General features: G+C 66.2%; 9 protein-coding genes. 5 read left to right on the top strand and 4 right to left on the bottom strand.

What is annotated here, in order from left to right:
• Positions 1–34 precede the first annotated feature (34 nt).
• Positions 35–2,020 (top strand): tetratricopeptide repeat-containing sulfotransferase family protein, encoded by a 1,986-nt coding sequence (locus ELY12_RS08475; protein WP_164549457.1) that lies wholly within the window; start codon positions 35–37, stop codon positions 2,018–2,020.
• Here ELY12_RS08475 and ELY12_RS08470 read toward each other — a convergent pair.
• The 3 genes from ELY12_RS08470 to ELY12_RS08460 form a co-directional block, all read right to left on the bottom strand.
• Positions 2,005–2,733 carry a 2OG-Fe(II) oxygenase gene (locus ELY12_RS08470; protein WP_126176270.1) on the bottom strand — a complete coding sequence of 243 codons (729 nt, stop codon included), beginning with the start codon at positions 2,731–2,733 and terminating at the stop codon, positions 2,005–2,007. The genes ELY12_RS08475 and ELY12_RS08470 overlap by 16 nt on opposite strands.
• On the bottom strand, positions 2,730–4,169 hold the full coding sequence (locus tag ELY12_RS08465) for a tetratricopeptide repeat-containing sulfotransferase family protein (protein WP_126176269.1): 1,440 nt from the start codon (positions 4,167–4,169) through the stop codon (positions 2,730–2,732). Before ELY12_RS08465 ends, ELY12_RS08470 begins: the two co-directional genes overlap by 4 nt.
• Before the next feature lie 115 nt (positions 4,170–4,284).
• Positions 4,285–7,788, bottom strand: a complete 3,504-nt coding sequence (locus tag ELY12_RS08460) for a TonB-dependent receptor domain-containing protein (RefSeq protein ID WP_126176268.1) — start codon at positions 7,786–7,788, stop codon at positions 4,285–4,287.
• A 560-nt stretch (positions 7,789–8,348) separates the two neighbouring features.
• Between ELY12_RS08460 and ELY12_RS08455 the strand changes: the two genes are divergently transcribed.
• The gene (locus tag ELY12_RS08455) at positions 8,349–11,417 is read left to right on the top strand and encodes a TonB-dependent receptor domain-containing protein (RefSeq protein ID WP_126176267.1); all 3,069 of its coding nucleotides are present in this window, start codon (positions 8,349–8,351) and stop codon (positions 11,415–11,417) included.
• Positions 11,418–11,495: 78 nt separating this feature from the next.
• Here the strand turns inward: ELY12_RS08455 and clpB are convergent, their stop codons facing one another.
• The gene (gene clpB, locus ELY12_RS08450) at positions 11,496–14,075 is read right to left on the bottom strand and encodes an ATP-dependent chaperone ClpB (protein ID WP_126176266.1); all 2,580 of its coding nucleotides are present in this window, start codon (positions 14,073–14,075) and stop codon (positions 11,496–11,498) included.
• A 183-nt stretch (positions 14,076–14,258) separates the two neighbouring features.
• Here clpB and ELY12_RS08445 point away from each other — a divergent pair, with 183 nt between their 5' ends.
• The 3 genes from ELY12_RS08445 to ELY12_RS08435 all read left to right on the top strand — a co-directional run bounded on the left by ELY12_RS08445 (position 14,259) and on the right by ELY12_RS08435 (position 19,737).
• On the top strand, positions 14,259–16,421 hold the full coding sequence (locus ELY12_RS08445) for an acylase (RefSeq protein ID WP_126176265.1): 2,163 nt from the start codon (positions 14,259–14,261) through the stop codon (positions 16,419–16,421).
• Between the two features lie 41 nt (positions 16,422–16,462).
• Positions 16,463–19,363, top strand: a complete 2,901-nt coding sequence (locus ELY12_RS08440) for a M16 family metallopeptidase (protein ID WP_126176264.1) — start codon at positions 16,463–16,465, stop codon at positions 19,361–19,363.
• A gap of 71 nt (positions 19,364–19,434) precedes the next feature.
• Positions 19,435–19,737 (top strand): hypothetical protein, encoded by a 303-nt coding sequence (locus tag ELY12_RS08435; protein ID WP_126176263.1) that lies wholly within the window; start codon positions 19,435–19,437, stop codon positions 19,735–19,737.
• The last annotated feature ends 277 nt before the right edge of the window (positions 19,738–20,014 follow it).

The following is a 20,014-nucleotide window of genomic DNA, read 5'->3' as shown; positions in this document are numbered from 1 at the left end:
CTTTGTGCCGTCCACGATCGCACCCGATAAACCGATGAACGATCTCGCCAGCATCATGGCGCAAGCTACCGGCGCATTTCGCGGGGGCGATTTCGCGCGTGCGCGTGATCTCGCTCAGCGCGCTGCCTTGAGTCAGCCCGCCAATGCGCAAGTGCTGCAATTCCTCGGCATCGCCCAGGCGCAGTCCGGCGATCCCGAAACCGGCTTTGCGACCCTCAAACGCGCGATCGGACTGGCGCCAGGCGACAAGCAGCTTCGGCTCAATGCCGCGCGCGCCGCGATCGACGCGGGGCTGCCGGCCGAGGTAGAGGCCCTGTGCGCACCGCTCGGCCAGGACGCCGCGGCGCAGCAGGTGATCGCGCAGGCGGCCAAGCTGACCGGAGACGTCGAAGCCGCCGCCGAGCGCCTGTCAGCCTTGGCGGCGCAGCATCCGCGCGATGTCCGGATCCTCAACAACTACGGCAACGCGCTGACCGAAGTGGGCCGCGCGGACGAAGCCGTGGCGGTGCTGGAACGCGCGGCGCAGCTCGATCCCCAGCAGCCGCAAGTGTGGCTCAACCTCGGACGCGCGCGCAGCATCGCGAAGCATTTCGACGCGGCGATCGAGGCGTTCGACCGCGCCCTCGCGCTGAGCCCGCAAGACGCCGAGCTCAATCTGGAGCTCGGCAAGTCCCTCCTTCGCTACGGCTTTCACGAACAGGCGCTCGGACGCTTGTCCGAGGCGGCGCGTGGCGGTCAGCGCGACCCGCAGGTCATCGTCATGATCGGGCTGTGTTACGCCGGCATGGAGCGGCTACCCGAGGCGGAACGCGCATACCGCACCGCGCTCACCATCGCGCCCGGCCATGCGAGCGCGCTGCTCAACCTCGCCCTCCAGCTCGAACGCGAGAATCGCGAGGATGAGATCGAGGCTCTGGCGAACGAAGCCCGCGCGCACGGTGCGGATGGTCCCGAGCTGCGCTATTGCGAGGCGCTGATCCTGCGCCGCCAGGGCAACAACGCTCAGGCGCTCGAGATCATCGAGGCGAACCATCCCGAAGGGATGGACGAGTATGCGCGCGAGCAGCTGATCGGCCAGCTCGCCGACCGGCTGGGCGATGCCGACAAGGCGTTCGCGTCGTTCAGCGCGATGAACCACGAGATGATCCTGACCCCCGCCGGTCAGCGCCATCCCGGGACCGAGTACACCGCGAACATTCAGGCCAACACCGCCAAGCTGACGCCCGAATGGTTCGCGCGCTGGACCGGCAGCCCGCCGCCAGACGGCCGCCCCTCCCCCGCCTTCCTCGGCGGCTTCCTTCGTTCAGGCACCACCCTGCTCGACACGATCCTGATGGGTCACGAGGACACCGAGGTGCGCGAAGAGCAGGAGATGATCACCCGCCTGCGGGAGATTGCGCAGAACCTCGAATCCTTGCCGACGCTGCCGCGCGACCGGATCGGGATGATGCGCGCGGCCTATTTCGCGGAATTGCGCGCCGGCGGCGCGGTCGCGCCGGGCAAGCTGGTGATCGACAAGTTCCCGCTGATGACGCTGCGCGCGGCCTACGTGCACCGCGCATTCCCCGACGCCAAGTTCGTGTTCGCGCTGCGCCATCCATGCGACGTGGTGCTGAGCTGCTTCATGCAGAATTTCCGCGTCACCAGCGCGATGTCGAGCTTCCTGACGCTGGAGAACGGCGCCCGGTTCTACGACGCCGCGATGAGCCATTGGGAGCGCGCGCGCGAAATCCTTCCGCTCGACGTCCACACCGTCCGATACGAAGATATGGTGCAGGACCTCGAGAGCGAGCTGCGGCCGCTGATCGCCTTCCTGGGGCTGGAGTGGGACGACGCGCTGCTGAACCACCAGAAGACCGCGCGCGACCGCGGGTACATCCGCACCCCAAGCTACGCGCAGGTGACCGAGAAGGTGTACACCCGCTCGAGCGGCCGGTGGGAAGCGTACGCCAAGCACATGGAGCCGATCTTCCCGATCCTGGCCCCGTGGGTCGAGAAGTTCGGCTACGCCCCGCTCTGACCGGACACGCGCGAGCGCAGCCAACCGGTGACCGACAACCGCCGCGCGTCGACCCACGGCGCGACGTAGCTGACGTGATGCGTGCTCGGCACGGCGAACAGGCGCAGCACGTTGTAATCGGGGACGAATCCGGTCACTTCGGCGCCGCGCTCGAACAGCAGCAGCCCGCCCCAGTCGGCCTGCCAGTGCGAGGTGAGGCTGTAGACGTAGGCGGCGACGCGGTTCTTGCCCTCGATCGCATCGTCGTGCGTGGTCAGGAAGTCGCCCGCCCGATAGTCGGTGGCTTGCGCATCGGCAAAGTCGAGTGAAGCCGATCCGGTGATGGTCCGGAGCAGGTCGATCGTGGCGGGCGCGTTGAGCGCATCGGCGAAGCGATCGAGCGCCAGTCCGCGCGTCATTCGCTCGGCCGCGTCCTCCGACACCCGGATCGCGCGATAACGGTACTGCAAGCCGCCGCGCGCGGCATCCTCGATCTTGCGGCGCAACTCGTCCTTTTGCGCAGCGGGCAAGGCGAGAAACTGCGCGTGCGGCATCTCGTAGACTTTCTCCCCGGCGCGGAAGATTTCGACCCACAGCTCGGCCTGCGCCAGCTCGGCCGCGAGTTCCTCCGCGCTGGCGGGCGAGAGAAAGCCGGGCACCGAAACCGCGCCCTCGGTCGCGTAGCGCGCGGCGAGAAGTGGGGCATCGGGCCGTGGGTTAAGCTCGATCGTCACAATCCAAGCGCCTCGCGGACCGGCCCGAGGTGTCTTTCGTAATTACGCCAGCGGTCGATGGAGCCAGTGTGCAGCTTGCCGCGCACCGCCCAGGTGCTCGGGGTGCGGACCGGTGCCGCCTTGCGCTTGCTCGCCCCCGCTGCGGCATCGAGCCCCCAAGCGGAGTAGACCGGCGCCAGCGCGGCGTCCGGATCGACGACCATCTGCTCGTATTGCACGGTGACGATATCGTCGCCGAACACACCGGCCCAATGATCCATCAGGCGGCGATACTGCCCCAGGTAATGCGCGATATCCTCCAGGCGCGTGGTGTGACCGAAGTGCTCGGCGAAATCGAGGAAGTAGGTCGATACGGCGACATCGAGCAGATCGCGCGCGGTGTGGACGATCGGTGCGCCAGGAAAGAGCGTCTTGATCAGACCGAGGTGCAGGAAATTGTCCGACCGCTTGTCGGACACATGTGCCGCGCGGCGGTCGACGCGGTCGAGGGCGGCGAGGTATGCCTCCCGCAGTGCCCCGCGCTTGTCTGTACCCAACTGGACCGCGGCCGCAGGATAGGGCTGCAGCTCGTCGCGCACCATCAGCGGGATCGCGTCGAGCTCGCCGCCCGCGGCGATTCTCGGATGCCGCGCCAGCCGGTTCTCGCACAGCGTTGAGCCCGATCGGAACAGCCCGCACATGAAAATCGGGCGCAAGTCGCCGTGCTCGGCCCGCCCTGAAGGGCGATCGGGATAGGCCGCGATCAGCGCATCCACCAACGCTGCATGCGCAGCCGGATCGTACCGGAACTGCGGTCGCCGCATCGCGGCCTTGCGCGCATTCGCCTTGGTGACGACCATGAAAGCCTCGTCATAGCGGCCCGCCCGGTCGAGCGCGTTCGCGAGCGAGAACTCGATCGCCGATGCACCCTCGCCGGGGAATACGCCGCGCCTGAGTGCCGCGACGAGCAGAGCGACTGCACGCTCCGGATCCTCTTCGAGCGTCCCCAGCCGCGCGTGCGCCGGCGCGCACAGCGGATCGGCGGCAACCGCGCGCTGGTGGGCGGCGCGAGCGTCTTCCTTGCGGCCTTCGGTCTCGTACAGCAGCCCGAGGTTGAACCAGGCATGCTGATCGTTCGGTGCGATCCGCAGGGCTTTGCGCAGTTCACGTTCCGCCTCGCGGTTCTGGCCGAGATCGTCCTTGAAGATGATCGCGCGGTTGACGTGCGCGGCCTGCGGCTCACCTAGCCCGCCTACCCGCAGCGCCTTGCTGTAGGCCGCCAGCGCGCCGTCGAAATCGCGCGCACCGCGCTTGGCGTAGCCGAGGTTGAACCAGTTGTTACCCGCCTCGGGCACCAGCTCGACGATGCGTTCGAACAGCGCGACCGCCTCGGCCAGCCGATCTTCGCGCAAGGCGCGGGTCGCCTGTTCGGAAAGCTCTGCCCAGTCGATCTCCATCTGGTGTTCCTAGGGTTCGGCGACGCGCGCGGGAACCCGGTCCGCTGATCTGGGTCAAAAAAAGGGCCCCGTGCCGAAGCAGGGGGCCCTTCGATTTGGGTCCGAGTGGACCGGCTTAGAACTTCAGCTGCACCGAGCCGAAGAACTGGCGACCGTTGAGGTCGTAGCCGGTGCCGATCGGGGTGTTGGCAACCGAGAACACTTCGTCGCTGTCGACCCGCGGCGGGGCCTTGTCGAAGATGTTGCTCACACCCACGCGGGCTTCCCAGCGGTCGGTGGTGTAACGCAGCGAAGCCGAGTGGATGAAGTAGTTACCCGCCCATCCGATGTCGCGGCAGAACACGCCGTCGCCGGCCACCACACCGCTCGGCGAACCGCCGCCGGTGCAGGTGTCGCCGAAGAAGTCGGCCGAACCGTCGCCGTCGACGTCGACCGGATTCCCGTCCGGGCCGTTGCCGAAGTAATCCGCGAACGGATCGATCTGGTCTTCCTTCTCCGAAACCTTGCCGATCCAGCGGGTCTGCCAGGTCGCCGTCAGACGCTTGACCTTCGCGGTGAAGGTCGCCCGGCCGGTCCAATGCGGGAAGCCGAAGGTGCCGGCGTCCTTGCTCAGGTCCGGGCTGCCGTCGTCGTTGAGCAGTTCGGTGTTGCGCGTGATCAGGTGGTTTGCGCGCAGGTTGAGGCCGAGGCCCACATCCTCGCCGAACAGCCGCACATCGGTGTCGAAGTTGGCGTTGAGGTCGATGCCCTTCACCGTCTCCTTGTTGATGTTGATGAAGCCGGCGAACACCTTCTCCACCAGCTGGCGGCCGGTCGGGTCCTGATCGTAGCTGATGAAATCACAGTACGAGCTGCGGACGCCGTCCTGATCGTTGAAGCACTGGTTCACGATGTACTGACCAGTCGGCTCGGCGATCGCACCGCTGACGCGGATGTTGTAGTAGTTGAAGTTGAAGTTGAAGTTGACCGGGCCGAACCGCTCCTGGAACGCAAAGCCGGTGGTGAACGACTTCGACGTTTCCGGATCGAGCAACAGGCTGCCACCGCTGGTGATTTCGGCGCTGGCGGCGTTGTTCGAGTTCAGCTTGGGTTGGATGCCGACGCGGGTCGGATCGCGGCCTTCGCGGATGCAGTTGGCGATAATGTAACCCGCACGCTTGTCCTTCGACGGATCGTAGGTGTCGGTCGGACCGGTGTAGGCATCGGCCGGCACCGCGCACGGATCGATGATCGTGTTGAAGCCCGACTGACCCGCGAGGAAGTTCTCGCGCAGGTTCGGCGCACGGAACGAGGTGCCCGCAGCCATCTTGAGCAGCAGCTGCTCGACCGGACGCCAGCCCAGCTTGACCGAGTAGGTCTCGTTCCAACCGTAGTACTGGTCGTGCGTCGCACGGCCCGACAGGTTGAGCCGCAGTTCCTGGGCCATCGTCTGGCCGGTGATCAGCGGCAGGTCGATTTCGCCGAACGCTTCCCAGATTTCCTTCGAACCCTGGGCGCCCTGGTCGGCGAAGAACCCGTAGGCCAAGCCGTTCGAAGCCACGAAGTCGGGCTGCGAGTTGAGCTTGTCCTTACGATATTCGCCGCCGAGCACGACCTTCGCCGGACCGCCGGGGAGGTTGAACACGCTGCCCTGGACGAACGCCGAAATATCGGTCTGGTCGTACTTGGTCAGGAAGGTGCGGGCACCGAACAGGTAGTCGCGCTCAGCCTGGCTGGCGAAGTCGCCGACCGGGCCGCCCGGGAACAGCGACGCGGCGAACAGGTTCACCGGGACGCAACCCGCGATCAGGTCCGGCGCGGCCAGGTTAGGGTTGCGCAGGCCAGCCGCGTTACACGGCGTGGTGATCGACGGAGGGGCCGACTGGTTGGTGTTGTAGTCGTCGGCAATGCCGTCGCCGTTGTTATCGACCACGCCGTCGCCGGTGTAGTCGCCGGTCGGATCGAGGCCGAGCGCGAACGCCAGCTTGTCCTCGCGGATACCATTGCGCACCGACGTACCGCGCGAGTGCGAGTAGACGCCCGCGATCTCGAAGGTCCAGTCGTTGTCGCCGCTGATGTTGATGAACGGCAGGTCGCCGCGCACACCAAGCACACCGCGGTATTGCTCCAGCCGGGTTTTGACGTTGTTACGATCGCCGCGGACCGCGACGATCGGCTGCACCGCAACCGAGGTGCCGGTACCGAGCGCGTAGCTAGCCGGGAAACCGCCGCCAGGGACAAAGCCTTCGAACACGTTATTGACCGCGCGGCAGTCAACACCGTTCGGGTTGATACGCACGCCGCCCGAAAGGCTGATGTTGCACGGGTTGAACTGATTGGTGCCGCGCACGAACGGGAACAGCTGCGGGGTGCCGCTGTTCGCGACCTTGACGTCCGAACGGCTGTAGTTGGCTTCGAAGAACGGCGTGATGTTCATGTCGCCGTCGAAGGTGTACTCGCCATAGGCCATGACGTTGTACAGGTCTTCGGGGCTGACGAACGTGATGTCCTGCTCACGGCCGTTGAGGTTGACCTTCTGGAAATCAACGTCGCGGATGCCGTCGCCGTTGCGGTCGACCGGCAGGCCGAACGCGTCCGTCGATTCACTGAAGCCCGGGACGCCGGAGTTGCCCGCCTTGCCGGTCGAGGGATAGGTGGTGGTGTCGCCGTAGACCGAACCGAAGTACGTGCCGTTGAGGAAAATACGGCCGGCGAGCAGGCCGATCTTGCACTCGCCTTCGCTGGTGCTGATGGTGCCGCCGCTGTCTTCCTGCACCTGGGCGTTGGTGCCCAGGTCAACGTTGCGGATTTCGCCCGTGCTGGTTTCTTCGTAGTGACGGTCGCAGCCGGCGAGCCACGGCTTGTCCTGCAGCAGGATCTCGCCGCGGTGGTTGTATTCTGCGCCGATACCGAACGACCAGTTCGAGCCCTTCTTACCCCACGCGAGGCTGGCCGTGTAATCGCTGTCGCCGCCATGGGTCGGCAGCGTGCCCGACGCGAACAGCTCAAGCCGGTCAATGTCCTTGCGCAGGATGATGTTGCCCACACCGGCGACCGCGTCCGAACCGTACACCGACGACGCACCGTCGAGCAGCAGGTCGTAGCGCGCGATCAGCGAGCTCGGCAGCAGGTTGATCGACGGGCTGGTCGGCGCGCCTTCGACGCCGGCAGGCGCCATGCGGCGGCCGTTGATCAGCAGCAGGGTGCGATCCGCGCCCAGGCCGCGAAGGTCGAGCGTCTGCGAGTTCGGGCCGTTGTTCAGCACGAAGCCCGAGAAGGTCGCGTCGATCTGCGTACCGGCGGCCGATTCCGACTGCTGGAGGATCTGCGCGGCCTGGAACTGGCCGGTGTCCTGCAGGGTCTCGGTCTCGAGAACCTGGAGCGGCGAGATGCTGCTGTAAGTGGTCGTGCGCTGAATGCGCGAGCCGGTGACGACGATCGCGCCTTCATCGACGTTGCCTTCGGCGTCGGTGTTGCTGATGTCCGCCTGTTCCGGCTGCTCTTCGGTGTCGTTAGTCGCGACACCCGTCGGCTGGCCGGCACGGTTTTCGGTATCCTGGGCAAACGCCGACGTGGTGACGGCCAGTGCAACTGCCGAAACCGAAAACGCGAGCCCCCTCGCAGCCCTAAACTTGATCATTCTTGCAACTCCCGAACAATTCGATGGGGAGCTGATGCAATCGATCCCGTTCGGGGTTGCTCGCACGCATGGCGCGTGGCGATCCCCCAACTGGTCGATGATTGAATGCCCAGTCCCCGGACGGCAGGTCGATAGCCCCTTTCCATCGGCCATGACCATCCGGAGCGGGCGCAATTTGCACTTTTGCGACTGCTTGTGACAAATTTTCCACACCGGGCGGCGACCGGAAACCGGGAGTCGCGCAAATCCGCGGGGTTCGCGGCCCAAGCGGACTCATATCCTAACGATCCTCATAGCCATCCTACCTCTCTTTCGCGTTTCTTGGCCGAACTTTTGTTAGGTTCGAGTTGGGTGGAGATTGTTAGCCGGCGACACATTCTGTCGACGTTGCGCAGGTTTCAGGGCGTTCCGCGCATTGCCCCGGCGATGCTTAGCCGATATCCCGACGCAGGTTTGACTTGGCATTTCGTCGCCGCGGCGGCTGCTGCGGACACCGCGGAATTGCCAACCGAGCTGACATTGGCCGGCGAGACACCGGCCTTAGTACTGGGGACTAAAGCGTGAAATTCATCAACAAGGCCGCTCTGCGCGGCTCGACCTCCGTTTGCGCGGCGCTGGCCGCGCTGACCGTGTTCAGCACGCCTGCGTTTGCGCAGGACACGAGCGCCGCGGCCGCCGCTGAATGCCCGGATGCCGACGCCGACGGCGTGTGCGATCCGGTCGTCGAGAACGCCGATGGCACCACCACGAACGATAGCGGCGCGATCGTCGTTACCGGTTCGCGCATCCAGCGCAGCAACTTCACGTCGCCCTCGCCGCTGCAGGTCGTGACCCGCGACGACACCACGATCGCCGGCTTCAACTCGACCAACGAAGTGCTGCAGAGCACCGGCGTGACCGCTGGCGCGCGTCAGATCGACAACACCTTCACCGGCTTCATCACCGATGGCGGCCCGGGTGCCAACACCCTGTCGCTGCGCAGCCTCGGCACCGCGCGCACGCTGATCCTGCTCAATGGCCGCCGCCTCGCGCCCTCGGGCACCAGCGGCTCGCTGCTGTCGGCGGACCTTAACGTCCTGCCGAGCGCGATCGTCGACCGCATCGAAATCCTCAAGGCCGGCGCTTCGTCGATCTACGGTTCGGACGCGATCGCGGGCGTCGTCAACATCATCACCGACAAGAAGACCCGCGGCCTCGTCCTCGACGGCGGCGTCTCGGTCCCCGAAGTCGGCGAAGGCATCACCAAGCGCATCGCGGTGATCGCGGGCTACAACAGCGACCGAGTGAACATCTCGGGCTCGTTCGAAGTGCTCGACCGCAACATCATGACCTTCGGCGCGCACGACTACCTGCTGTGCCAGACCGAATACATCGCCTCGGCCCCCGGCCAGCCGTTCGGTTCGGGCGACTACAAGGATCCGCGCACCGGCCAGCCCAAGTGCTACCCGAGCGGCGCGACCGGCCTCAGCGGCGTGACCGTCAACACCATCGGCACCAGCAACCGCGCTGGCGCCGCCGGCGGTCCGGGCAACCCCGCCATCGGCACTTTCAACCGCTTCCGCTACAATCCGGCGGCCGGCGGCAGCGTCCCGGGTTGGGAAGGCGTCAACGGCGGCGGCTCGACCGCTCTCGGCAACCGCGACCTCTACAACCAGCTGTTCTTCAACCGCTCGCTGGTGTCGCCGACCACCAACTACAACGGCTACCTCCAGGGCACGTTCGACCTGCAGGCGCTCGGCAATGCCCAGCTCTACTTCGATGCGCTGTACACGCGCCGCGAATCGAGCCAGCCGACCTTCTTCCAGGCGACCATCGACTATCTGTTCGGTAGCCCGCTGATCCCCAACGAGCTGAAGTTCTCGAACATCGGTGCGACCGACCAGTCGGGCGGCAAGGCAGTGGGCGTGCGCGTCTTCAGCAGCCGCAACTACCAGTCGGCCCAGCGGGTCGACTACTACCGCGTCGGCGGCGGCATCCGCGGCGACCTGGGCCTGAGCGACTGGAGCTACGACCTCTACGTCGGCCAGTCGAAGAGCGACGGCAAGTACAGCCTCCAGCAGCTCGTTACCTCGCGCCTGCAGCAGGCCCAGAACGTCGTCTCGAATGGCGCCGGTGGGTTCAATTGCGTCGACACCTCGAACGGTTGCGTCGCGGCGCCGATCCTGACCGGTGCGGTCGTCAACGGGAACATCCCGCAGGCCTTCCTGAACTTCGTCGCGCCGGAAGTGTTCGGCACCACCAAGTTCTGGGAAACCACCGTTTCGGGCTCGCTCAGCGGCAGCCTGTTCGCGGTCCCCGGCGGTAACGTCGGCCTTGCGATCGGCGCCGAGTATCGCCGCCAGAAGATCGACGACCAGCCGCCGATCGAACAGCAGACGGGCGCTCTCTACGGTTACTCGACCGCGGGCATCACGCAGGGCAAGGACGCCGTGCGCGAGGTCTTCGCCGAGCTCGAAGTTCCGCTGCTCGCCGATCGTCCGTTCTTCCACGAGCTGACCCTCAACGGTTCGGCGCGCTATACGGACTACAATTCGTACGGCTCGGGCTGGACCTACAAGGTCGGTGGCCTGTGGTCGCCGATCGAGGCGCTGTCGTTCCGTGCGACTTACGGCACTTCGTACCGCGCTCCGTCGCTGTCGGAGCAGTTCCAGGCGCCGACCGCGGGGTTCCTCTCGAACACGGTCGATCCGTGCTATCAGTACGGCAACAAGTCGCCGACCCTGACGGTGTACAAGAACTGCGCCGCGGAAGGCATTCCGATCAACTACGGTCTCGGCGGCGCGGGTGACCCGCTCGGCCAGAACGTTCGCGTCCTGAGCACCGGCGGTGCCGGCAGTGGGATCGAAGCGGAAACCTCCACCAACCTGACCGTCGGCGCGATCGTGCAGCCTCCGCTGCCCGCCTCGCTCGGCAAGATGGAGCTGGCGGTCGATTACTTCGATATCCAGGTGAAGAACGGCGTGGCCCAGTTTGGCGGCGGCAACATCATCTCGAGCTGCTACAACGACGTCGCCTTCAAGTCGGGCACCAATGGCGGCGAACTGTGCGCACTGGTCGTCCGTGATGCGGCCAGCAGCACGACGCCGTACCGCGCGACCGTCACCAACTCGTACATCAACATCTCGACCAACACCGTTCGCGGCATCGACATGAACGCACGCTACGTCGTTCCGGTCGGTCCGGGTTCGCTCCGCCTGAACGTCGGCGCGACCAAGTACTTCGAGCAGTCGGGCCAGACCTTCTCCACCAACCCGGTGACCGAGCGGAACGGCGACATCTACTATCCGAAGTGGACCGGCACGTTCGACGCGACCTACAAGATCGACGAGGTGAGCTTCTACTACGGCCTCAACTGGGTCGGTCGTACGAACAGCTACGATGCACTGGGTGAAGACGAGAACAACTCGATCTACCAGTTCAAGACCCCGAACTACTTCACGCACAACGCGTCGGTCCGCTGGACGACTGACAATTATGCGTGGACCCTCGGCGTCAAGAACTTCACCGACAAGGAACCGCCGCAGATTTCGGGCTACGGCTACAACCGCCTGGGCAACGCGCCCCTCTACAGCGGTTACGATTTCGTCGGCCGGACGTTCTTCATGAACTTCACCGCCAAGGTGAAGTAAGGGAACGACCTCCGCCTAAAAAATTGGGGCGGCCTTCGCTGTGAAGGCCGCCCCTTTTTTATTCGCCTCGATCGCGGATCAGCCGACCGTCATGCTGAGGCCGCCATCGCCCTCATCGATCTTGACGGTGCTGCCGTCCGGCACCTCGCCGGCGAGGATCTTCTCCGCCAGCGGGTCCTGCAGGTACCGCTGCACCGCGCGCTTCAGCGGCCGCGCGCCATAGACTGGATCGTAACCCACCCGGCCGAGCCAGCGCTTGGCGGCCTCGGTCAGGTCGAGCACGATCTTACGGTCCTTGAGCAGCTTGCCGACCCGCGCGACCTGGATGTCGACGATCGGTGCCATGTGCTCCTGCCCTAGGCGGTGGAACAGCACGATCTCGTCGAGCCGGTTCAAGAACTCCGGCCGAAAGTGCGCGCGGACCACGTCCATTACTTGTGGTTCGACGCTTTCGACGCCCTGCCCTTCCTCGATCTGGGTCAGGTACTGGCTGCCGAGGTTCGAGGTGAGAATGATCAGCGTGTTCGCGAAGTCGACCACCCGGCCCTGCCCGTCGGTCAGGCGCCCGTCGTCGAGTACCTGGAGGAGAACGTTGAACACGTCCGAGTGCGCCTTCTCGACCTCGTCGAACAGCACCACCTGATAAGGGCGGCGGCGGACCGCTTCGGTCAGCACGCCACCTTCCTCGTAGCCGACGTAGCCCGGAGGCGCGCCGATCAGGCGGGCGACCGCGTGCTTCTCCATGAACTCCGACATGTCGATGCGGACCATCGCGCTGTCGTCGTCGAACAGGAACCCGGCGAGCGCCTTGGTCAGCTCGGTCTTGCCGACACCGGTGGGGCCGAGGAACAGGAACGAGCCCAACGGCCTGCCCGGGTCCTGCAAGCCCGCGCGGGCGCGGCGCACGGCCTTGCTGACCGCCTCGACCGCCTTCTCCTGGCCGATAACGCGGGCGCCGATCACCTTCTCCATCTGGAGCAGCTTCTCGCGCTCGCCTTCCATCATCTTGTCGACCGGCACGCCGGTCCACCGGCTGACGACGGAGGCGATATCGTCCTCGGTCACTTCCTCGCGCAGCAAGGCGTTCTCGGCAGGCCCCTGGGCAGCAGCAAGCTGCTGCTCGAGCTGGGGAATGCGGCCGTACTGTAGCTCACCGGCCTTCGCGAGATCGCCCTCGCGCTGCGCCTGCTCGAGCTCGATGCGCGCGGCGTCGAGCTGCTCCTTGACCTTGCCCTCGGCGGCGATCTTGTCGCGCTCGTTCTGCCAGCGGGTGGTGAGCTCGCTCGACTGCTGTTCAAGGTTGCCGAGCTCTTCGCGCAGGGCGGCGAGCCGGTCCTTCGAGGCGGCATCGGTCTCCTTGCCGAGCGCCATCTCCTCGATGCGCAGCTGGATGATCCGCCGGTCGAGGTTCTCGATCTCCTCGGGCTTGCTCTCGACCTCCATCCGCAGGCGCGAAGCCGCCTCGTCCATCAGGTCGATCGCCTTGTCGGGCAGGAAGCGGTCGGAGATGTAGCGGTTGGAGAGCGTTGCCGCGGCGACGATCGCACCATCGGTGATGCGCACGCCGTGGTGCAGTTCGTAGCGGTCCTTGAGCCCGCGCAGGATGCTGATGGTGTCCTCCACCGTCGGCTCGCCGACGAACACCGGCTGGAAGCGGCGCTGTAGCGCGGCGTCCTTCTCGACGTACTTCTGGTATTCGTCGAGCGTCGTCGCACCGATGCAGTGGAGCTCGCCGCGGGCGAGTGCGGGCTTGAGCAAGTTGCCGGCGTCCATCGCGCCTTCGGATTTGCCCGCGCCGATCAGCGTGTGCATCTCGTCGATGAACAGGATGATGTCGCCCTCGGCGCCCTTCACCTCGTCGAGCACGGCTTTAAGTCGCTCTTCGAATTCGCCGCGGTACTTCGCGCCCGCGATCAGCGCGCCCATGTCGAGCGCCATCAGCTTGCGGTCCTTGAGGCTGTCGGGCACGTCGCCGTTGGCGATGCGCAGCGCGAGCCCCTCGGCGATGGCGGTCTTGCCCACGCCGGGCTCACCGATGAGGACAGGGTTGTTCTTGGTCCGCCGGGCGAGGATCTGCACGGTGCGGCGGATCTCCTCGTCGCGGCCGATAACGGGATCGAGCTTGCCCGACTTCGCCACTTCGGTGAGGTTGCGCGCGTACTTGCTCAGCGCGTCGTAGCTCTCCTCCGCGCTGGAGGAGTGCGCCTGCCGCCCGCCGCGCAGCTCGGTGATCGCGGTCTCCAGCGACTGCGCGGTCACGCCCGCAGCCTTGAGCGCCTGTCCCGCCGCGGTAGTGGTCGCCAGCGTCAGTGCGAGCAGCATCCGCTCGACGGTGACATAGCTGTCGCCGCTCTTGGTCGCGAGTTGTTCGGCCTGGTCGAGCACCCGCACGCTGTCGTTGTCGAGGCCCGGGGTCGCCTGCGCCCCGCCGCCCGAAACCGCGGCGATCTTGCCGAGCGCCTGATCGATCCCCTGCACCGCCACCGCCGGATTGCCGCCCGCGCGGGTGATCAGCCCAGCCGCCATTCCCTCGCTGTCTTCCAGCAAGGCCTTGGCAATATGCTCGGGGGTGATCCGCTGGTGGTTCATGCGGATCGCGACCGTCTGCGCGCTCTGGATGAAACCCTTCGCACGGTCGGTGAACTTTTCGAGATTCATGGGTGCTCCCTCAATCCTTCCCGTGCGAGATAGTGTTGCGTGAATGCAACACAAGGCCCTCGCGGCAGATTTTGTCTCGCCGGTGTATTAGCCGACTAGGTGGGTCGAAAAGCGCTTCGAAACAAGTCCCGCGTTGCAACGCATCGGCTGCCCGCTATGTCCCGCGAGAACGGGAGGATTTCGATGCGCAAATGGGTGATCCGGCTCGCCGCCGCGCTGCTGGTGCTGGCGCTGGCCGTGCTGGTGGGCTTGATGGTGTGGGAGCCGCTCGCAGCGCGGACCGGCAAGGCTCCACCCGCTCATGCCTACACCGCTGAGATCGTGCGCGACGAATGGGGCGTGCCGCACATCTACGGCAACACCGATGCCGACGTGGCTTACGGCGTGGCGCTCGCGCATTCGGAGGACGACTTCCGCACCCTGCAGGACGTGATCGCGATGACCCGCGGCCGCTATGGCGCGCTGGCGGGCGAAGATGGCGCGCAGTTCGACTACGTGCTCGCGCTGCTCGACGCGCGCGGCACGGTGAAGCGCGAGTACGCTAAGCTCAAGCCGCGCACTCGCGCGCTGCTCGACGCCTATGCCACTGGGCTCAACGACTACGCCAAGGACCACCCGGGCGAAGTGCGGCTGGGCAACCTGTTTCCGGTCAACGGCGAGGATGTCGCCACCGGCTTTGCGCTGCGCCAACCGTTCTTTTTCGGGCTCAACAACACGATCGGCCCGCTGGTGAAGGGCGACACTCTTCTCCCCGATCCCGGCCCAGCGCTGAACACACCGCTGCCGGATCGCGAGGCAGCCGAGCACCTCGGCTCCAACGCCTTCGCCATCTCGCCCAAGCGCGCCGATGATGGCGTCACGCGCCTCGTCTCCAACAGCCACCAGCCGTGGGAAGGCGGGGTCGCGTGGTATGAGCTGGTCGTAGAGAGCAGCGAAGGCTGGCACTACGCCGGTGCGAATTTCCCCGGCAGCCCGTTCCCATTTCTCGGCCACAACGAGGACCTCGGCTGGACCAACACGGTCAACGAACCGGACATGGTCGACGTCTACAAGCTTGTGCTCGACAATAGCAAGACGCGCTACCGGTTAGACGGCAAGTGGCTGCCGCTGGAGGTGACCAACGTGCGCCTGCCGGTGCGCTTCGGCCCGGTCGTGTTGCCGGTCAGCCGCACGGTCTATCGCAGCGTGCACGGGCCGGTGATCTTGAACGACAAGGGCGCGTTCGCCTTCCGCTATGGCGGGATGGGCAGCCTCGCCACGCTCGACGCCTATTACGATCTCAACAAAGCGAAGACCTACACCGAGTGGCAGGGCATCCTCGCGCGCGGAGCGGTGCCATCGACCAACTTCATCTACGCCGACAAGGCCGGCAACATCGCGTACTGGTACAACGCGGCGATCCCGCAGCGGCAGAAGGGCGCGAACTGGCGCGGCGTGCTGCCGGGGGACCGCAGCGACCTCATCTGGCACTCCCTCGTGCCGTATGACAGCCTGCCGCATTACCTGAACCCGGCCTCGGGCTTCGTGTTCAATTCGAACAACACGCCATTCGTCGCTGCCGGCGCGAGCAGCAACCTCGACCCTGCCGGCGCGCCACCCGAGATGGGTGTCGAGCTGCGCATGACCAATCGGGCCTATCGCGCCGAGAAGCTGCTCGACGAGCCCGGGCCGATCAGCCGAGAGCGGCTGGAGCGGATCAAGTACGACACCGGGTGGGAGCGCGCCGGTTACGTCAAGCAGGTGCTCGACGGAATTGCCGCGCTCGACCTTCGCAGGGACCCGAAGCTTGCCGCCGCGCAGCGCTTGATGGCGCAGTGGGACCTGACCTCGGACGGGGTCGGCCGTGCGGACTCGCTCGCGCTGCTCGTGATGCGGCCGGCGATGGGCGACAGCTACACCGGCAAACCCCTCCGCCCAGCCGAAACCCTTCTGGCCGATGCCGCCAATCACCTGATGACCCACTTCGGCCGGCTCGATCCGCCGCTGCAGGACCTCCTGCGCCTCCGCCACGGCCCCGGCCGCTTCACGGTCGACCTGCCGCTCGACGGTGGCAGCGACACGCTGCGCGCATCAACGCTGTGGGATGTCGAGCCTGACGGCCGGCTCAAGGTCAAGCATGGCGACAGCTTCGTGATGTTCGTCGAGTGGGCGCCCGGCAAGCCGGTGGTCAGCCAGTCGATCCAGCCGTTCGGCGCGGCGACCACTCGGCCAGGCAACGTCCACTTTACCGATCAGGCGCCGCTGTTCGTGCAGCACAAGCTCAAACCCGTGCACTTCACCCGCGCCGATGCGCTGGCGAATGCCGTTAGTCGAAAAACCGTGACTCATCGCCTGCGCGCCGACTAGTGTTAGCCTAACTTTCGATTTTTACTCCCCGGGGACATCCAATGACATACCGCCTTGCCACCGCCAGCGTGCTTGCGCTCGCCCTGTCCGCCTGCGCCACCGCGCCCCAGGCCGAGAGCGTCGCCAGCGCGCCGACGGCGGAGGCTCCCGCCGCCCTCACCCCGCCCGCTCCCGCGCCGGTGAGTCAGTTGGTCGAGGCGGTATCGATCCCTTACAGTGAGTTCACCCTCGATAACGGCCTTCGCGTCCTCGTGCACGAAGATCGCAAGGCGCCGGTGGTTGCGGTTTCGGTGTGGTACGGCGTCGGCTCCAAGAACGAGCCGAAGGGCAAGACCGGCTTCGCGCACTTGTTCGAGCACCTGATGTTCAACGGCTCGGAAAACTCGCCGGGCGATTTTTTCGAGCCCCTCCAGCAGGTCGGCGCGACCGACTACAACGGCACCACCTGGTTCGACCGCACCAACTACTTCGAGACCGTACCCACCGGCGCGCTCGACCGCGCGCTGATGCTGGAAAGCGACCGCATGGGCTATCTGCTCGGCGCGGTGACGCAGGAGAAGCTCGATAACCAGATCGGCGTCGTCCAGAACGAGAAGCGCCAGGGCGACAACCAGCCCTATGGTCTGGTCGAGTACGAGCAGCTCGAGAATCTCTATCCCAGCGGGCACCCGTACCACCACTCGACCATTGGCTCGATGAAGGATTTGAGCAGCGCGAGCCTCGATGACGTCAAGAAGTGGTTCAAGGACCACTACGGTCCCAACAACGCCATCCTGGTGCTCGCCGGCGACATCGACGAGGCGACCGCACGGGCCAAGGTGACCAAGTGGTTCGGCGCGATCCCCGCCGGGCCCAAGGTGCAGCCGGTCGCCGCGCCGGTGCCGACCCTGCCCGCCAAGCTCGAGAAGACCATCCTCGACAAGGTCGCGACCCCGCGCATCTACCGCATGTGGGCGATCCCCGGGCTCGACAGCGAGGAGAGCATGCCGCTGGCGCTCGGCGCCTCGGTGCTCGGCGGGCTGGCCAGCTCGCGGCTCGACGATGCGCTGGTCCGCCAGCAGCAGGTCGCGGTGCGCGTTTCGGCAGGGGCCGAGATCTACGCGCAGGCCGGCCAGTTCGTGGTCTCGGCCGACGCCAAGCCGGGCGTGAGTGAGGAGGCATTGGGCGCCGCGCTCGACGCCGAGATCGCCAAGTTCATCGCCTCGGGCCCGACTGCCGACGAGTTGCAGCGCGCCGCCACCGTCTACGCCGCGGCGCAGATCCGCGGGCTGGAATCGGTCGGCGGGTTCGGCGGCAAGGCGCCGACGCTGGCCGAAGGGCTGCTCTACAACGGCAATCCCGCCCAGTACCGCAAGGAACTGGAGGAAGCCGCGGCGATGACGCCGGACGAGGTCCGCACGGTCACCGCCAAGTACCTCTCGCGCCCGGTCTTCGCGCTCACCGTCGAGCCCGGCACCCGCACCGAAGGCGGCGAGAACCGCGGCGGCTACCGTACCGCGCCCGAGAGCGAGGGCCCGCACCCCGCGTACTACATGGCGCCGGGCACCGAGGCGGGCGTGACCTACGCCACCGCCGCCGAGCGCAAGTCGCTGCCGCCGGTGACCGAGCTGAAGCCGCTCGACTTCCCCGCCATCGAGCGCGCCACGCTCTCGAACGGCATGCAGGTCTACTTCGCCCGCCGCGACGCGGTGCCGGCGGTGAGCGTGCGGATCGACTTCGACGCCGGTTACGCCGCCGATCCGCGCGACAAGCTCGGCCTGCAGTCGCTGATGCTCGAGGCGATGGACGAAGGCACCACCAGCCTCGATTCGACCCAGCTCGCGATCGCCAAGGAGCGTCTCGGCGCCAGCCTCGGCGGGTTCGCCGGGTCGGACATGACCGGCTTCAGCCTCGGCGCGATGACGCCGAACCTGGCCGCCTCGTTCGACCTGCTGGCCGACTACGTCCGCCACCCGGCGTTCGCGCCGGCCGACCTGGAGCGGGTGCGCACCCAGCAGCTCACCCGCATCAAGAACGAGCTCAACAACCCCTCCTCGATCGCGCAACGGGCGCTGCTGCCGATCCTGTACGGGCCCAACCACCCCTACGGCATTCCGCCCAGCGGGACGGGCGATCCGGCGGTGGTCGCCAAGCTGACCCGCGACGACCTCCAGTCGTTCCACGACACCTGGCTGCGGCCCGACACCGCCAAGGTGTTCGTGGTCGGCGACACGACCCTGCCCGAAGTGGTCCGCCTGCTCGAAGCGAGCTTCGGCGACTGGAAGGCCCCCGCCGGCCCTGCCCCGACCAAGAACTTCGCGGTCGACGTGCCCAGCCAGACCAGCCGCATCATCCTGATCGACCGGCCCGCCTCGCCGCAGTCGATCATCTTCGGCGGCCGCGTGCTGCCGCAGAAGGGCACCGACGACCTGATCGTGCTCAACGCCGCGAACGAAGTGTTCGGCGGCAGCTTCCTCAGCCGCATCAACACCAACCTGCGCGAGACCAAGGGCTGGTCGTACGGCGTCAACAGCCTGGTCCGCGCGCCGCTCGATCGCACCAGCTTCATGATCTACGCCCCGGTCCAGGCCGACCGCACCGGGGATTCGATCGTCGAGTTGCGCAAGGACCTGGCCGCCTACACCAGCGGTAAGGGCGTGACGGCGGAGGAGCTGGAGCGGCTGATCAACGGCAACGTGCGCGAGCTGCCCGGCCGGTTCGAGACTTCGGGCGACGTGCTCGGCGGGATCGTCGACATCGTCGAGCACAACCGGCCCGACGATTACTACGAGACGCTGGCTGCACGGTACGAGGCGCTCAAGGCCGCCGATCTCGACGCGGCGGCGTTGGCGGACTTCAAGGGCGGCGACCTCGTCTATGTCGTGGTCGGCGACGCCAAGGTGGTGAAGCCGCAGCTCGACAAGATCGGCCTGCCGGTCGAGGTCCGTTCGGCCGAGCAGTAAGTATTGACAGCGGTGTAAGCACGCTCGAAGAACTCGGGCGGGATTGCACCGACACTTTTCAGGAGAGAGCCATGTCCGTTGCCGGCAGCTACGATTGCGTCACCAAGACCCCGATGGGCGACCAGAAGAGCGTGTTCACCGTCACCGACAACGGCGACGGTACCTTCACCGGCTCGAACGCCGGCGCGATGGGTTCGATGGACGTCGAGAACGGGAAGATAAACGGCAACAACCTGACCTGGACCATGAACATGACCGTGCCGATGCCGATGAAGCTCGAAGGCAGCGCGACGGTCGACGGCGACACGCTGACCGGCAGCATCAACGCCGGCGCGTTCGGCTCGATGGCGATGAACGGCACCCGCCAGGGCTGATTTCGCCAGCAAACTGATCACCAAGGAGGCGCCGGAGTAATCCGGCGCCCTTTTTTATTCGCGGTCGGGAGGGTGAGCGCCGCCCGAGGGAAAGGTCGCAAACATCACCCACCCCCCGAATAACGGGCGACTGCGACTTTTGAAGGGCGCGAGGAGCGACAGTATGAAAGAGCCAATGCGAGGCTAGCGCAGCGAGCGCCTTGTAGGAAAATGGTTTCTTGGCATGCGCTTGGCGCGCGTTACAACCGCGCCCAACCGATGAGATCGAGGGGGATGA

It is taken from the genome of Tsuneonella rigui (assembly GCF_003958625.1).
GTDB classification, from domain to species: Bacteria; Pseudomonadota; Alphaproteobacteria; order Sphingomonadales; family Sphingomonadaceae; genus Tsuneonella; species Tsuneonella rigui.
The sequence above is the reverse complement of the archived record's forward strand: the minus strand, read 5'-3'. Positions and strand labels throughout refer to the sequence as shown.

Coding starts and splice junctions, on each gene's coding strand:
- ELY12_RS08445 (WP_126176265.1), top strand. CDS start 14,259: ATGCGCAAATGGGTGATCCGGCTCGCCGCCGCGCTGCTGGTGCTGGCG.
- ELY12_RS08435 (WP_126176263.1), top strand. CDS start 19,435: ATGTCCGTTGCCGGCAGCTACGATTGCGTCACCAAGACCCCGATGGGC.
- ELY12_RS08465 (WP_126176269.1), bottom strand. CDS start 4,169: ATGGAGATCGACTGGGCAGAGCTTTCCGAACAGGCGACCCGCGCCTTG.
- ELY12_RS08475 (WP_164549457.1), top strand. CDS start 35: ATGAACGATCTCGCCAGCATCATGGCGCAAGCTACCGGCGCATTTCGC.
- ELY12_RS08440 (WP_126176264.1), top strand. CDS start 16,463: ATGACATACCGCCTTGCCACCGCCAGCGTGCTTGCGCTCGCCCTGTCC.
- ELY12_RS08460 (WP_126176268.1), bottom strand. CDS start 7,788: ATGATCAAGTTTAGGGCTGCGAGGGGGCTCGCGTTTTCGGTTTCGGCA.
- clpB (WP_126176266.1), bottom strand. CDS start 14,075: ATGAATCTCGAAAAGTTCACCGACCGTGCGAAGGGTTTCATCCAGAGC.